Below are 2,589 nucleotides of genomic sequence, written 5' to 3'. Positions count from 1 at the left end.
GTTGTTATTCCAACGCAAAGTCAGATCTTAAGCACCACGTTCACGCCGATAACCCTCGAACCCTCGGTAGCAATTCGGCTGCCGAGGGTTTGCTCGTGTTCGTCGCCAGGCAGGGGGATGGTGGTGGTGACGGTGGTGTCGTCGAGGTAGATGGTGTGGAAGAGGGCTTGGCAGAGCATGCCGCGGACGGGGTTGGGAGGCTGGTGTGGAGTGTGAGGCCTTTCTGACTCGCCAGTCTGATGGTGGCTTCGTCCTGACGACGCGCACCGAGTGGCAGTGGTTCACCGACATGCAGCCGCCCCATATCGTGCTGCAGCTTGCAGGTGGTCAAGTCGCTCCGTTTTTGCCCGAGCCCAGGTTCGCTCTGCCTCAGGAGTTTCAGTGCTGCTGAATCTGAATCCACTGCTTCAGATGCCAGTCAGGCGGTGCTGAACTGACTAACCAGTAGAAGGCAGATGCCCTCAAGTAAGTCGTCGATGCTGCTGAACAAGCAAATGACATCGAGTCGGCGGCCATCCTCAGAGGCTGGGCACATCGTTCACGAGCAGCTTTTCTATGCTCTCGAGGGCTCCATAGGCGGTGGTACCGCTAAAGTTATCGCCGACGCCGTCGAGTGGGTCATGTGGGCACTGCTCTAGACTCCTGCCGTGAGGAGCGAGCGGAGGTCGCAGTGAATGTCAGAGCCCAACGCAGAGTTAGATGAGTTGCGTCGCCGGGTTGAAGAGCAGTCCCAACGCATAGAAGAACTGCAGGATGCTTTGCATACCTTGAGGGTTATTCACAGCCGCGACGACCGCTTGTGTTTGCCCGGGTCAGGGACCGCTTGACTCGCCCTGTGAATAAGCCTCCTTGTCTATAGCGGTCCAGTATCGGAAGGAAGAACCCTATCTGGCCTTCCAGGCGGAGCACGGCATCACTGGACGGCGAAGGGTCGCGCTGAATGGGGCCATCAATGGGGTGCTGTCTCGAGCGCAAGGAGATATGCGCCCACTGGCCCTGGGGTTCGTCAAGAGTTCCTAGAGGACTACCCCGCTCTGGCCAAGGCCTACGTGCCGGAGCCGATCGACTGTGATGAGGCCGTCCGCATCGTCGGTGAGATTCTGGGCAGTGAGCATCTCGGCAGGCAGGCGTTGGAAGCGCATCGCGCCCGTGGCCTGGGACTTGAAGGTCATCGAGCGCTCTTCGGTTGAGCAATCTCCTACCCTGAGGAGGGGACGCCAGTAGCTGATCGACAGTGCCCTACTTTTACTCAGGTGCCAGTGACTGTTACGGGGAATGCAGGACGCTGTGGTGAGCCGCTGGCCTTCGTCGGCCACTACGAGCAGGGCGTTGATGGGTAGGCGCAGTGCCGCGCCCCTCGCGGAGCGTGAGTGCCGGTAGAGGTCCTCGACTCCATCGTTAATCGACAATTGCCAGGAGCCTGGGGCCTGACCGATCTGTGCCGCGTTCAGCGAGGCTGTTGCGCAGATCGTTTCAAGCGCCTATTGCGCCCGTCGTAGCTGACCACCCAGCGCCAGGAGCGTGCGCGATGAGAACCTCAAGGTGGAGATCACCGGGTTCACAAGAACCAGTTACTCGGTTCTGGGGCTGGGGAGATGCACGTAATGCCTACCCGTCACGAGATGTTGTGGCCTCACGAAGCCGGTCACGTAGCCCGGCATCATCGAGTGGCTCATGGTCGTCCTGGGCCTGCACGGCGTCAAACGTGCCAAACCCCCATCTGACCGACGAGCTCGGGCCTCAGGGGACCAGTGCCCTGCCGACCTGTGAGACGGACTCTCCGAGGCGTACTGCTCTCAGATGAGCTGTGGGTGGCGGACATTGCCTATGTGCGCACCTTCTGCGGGTGGGTGTACGTTGCCCTTTTGCCCGTCGGCGCCTGCGCTCGTCTCAGTGGGTTCCGAGGGGACCTCCTTTCGGCTTCGCCCCGGCTGAGCGCGCTCAAGCTCCCTTGCACAAGGTTGTTCGAGGTCCGGGCCCATCCTGTGGCCCGGACCCTGGCAGGGAGTATCGACGACGCTCGTGGTCGCCTCCGCTGAGTGGTTCCCCACTGGGCGGGGACCGTCCGACTCCACTGCGCCATAGTTACCGCCCCGAACAGGTCAGCGCACCTCCCGGGCTGCATCCCGGGCTGCCAGGTCTGGACGGAGCAGGCCCGGCGGTGTCCACCTCTGCGGCGAAGAGGGGCTACACGTCCTGTCTGCCGCCACGAGATCCGCAGAATCATACGGTTCTCTCCTCAGTCTTAAGACCGAGGAATGGCCTTAGCTGCAAATGTGGACATCCCCACCAACCTCGGTATCCGAGCCGCACCCAGCGAGCAGAGAGCGGAACTGAGTCACACCAGAACCCCAACCAGCATCCGCTGTCCGGGCGCCATCTGACGCGCTTCCTTGGGCCTCAGCCAATGACCTCGCGGACTGCACCCGCGACATCCGTGGCGGAGGGCTGAGGTGCGTCCACGACGACGTGCGTGGCCGCGCCCTGGGGGCGCCTCTACTTCCGCACCATGCCCTAGCGCCGGCTCGCGGATTGGGCGTCCCAGGTACCAGACGGCTGCGGCCGTCACCAGCGTCTCGGCGAGTATGG

2 protein-coding genes are annotated in these 2,589 nt (G+C 62.3%); one reads left to right on the top strand and one right to left on the bottom strand.

Annotation, left to right across the window (positions count from 1 at the left end):
* On the top strand, positions 1-227 hold a 227-nt coding region (locus RWR81_RS13580; protein WP_314458232.1), incomplete at its 5' end, for a hypothetical protein.
* Between the two features lie 789 nt (positions 228-1,016).
* On the opposite strand, the gene RWR81_RS13575 is transcribed toward RWR81_RS13580, so the two are convergent.
* On the bottom strand, positions 1,017-1,409 hold the full coding sequence (locus RWR81_RS13575; RefSeq protein WP_314458231.1) for a hypothetical protein: 393 nt from the start codon (positions 1,407-1,409) through the stop codon (positions 1,017-1,019).
* Positions 1,410-2,589 lie beyond the last annotated feature (1,180 nt).

The sequence above is a fragment of the uncultured Actinomyces sp. genome (genome assembly GCF_963526355.1).
Classification (GTDB): Bacteria; Actinomycetota; Actinomycetes; order Actinomycetales; family Actinomycetaceae; genus Actinomyces.
This window is presented reverse-complemented; position numbering and strand designations above follow the sequence as displayed.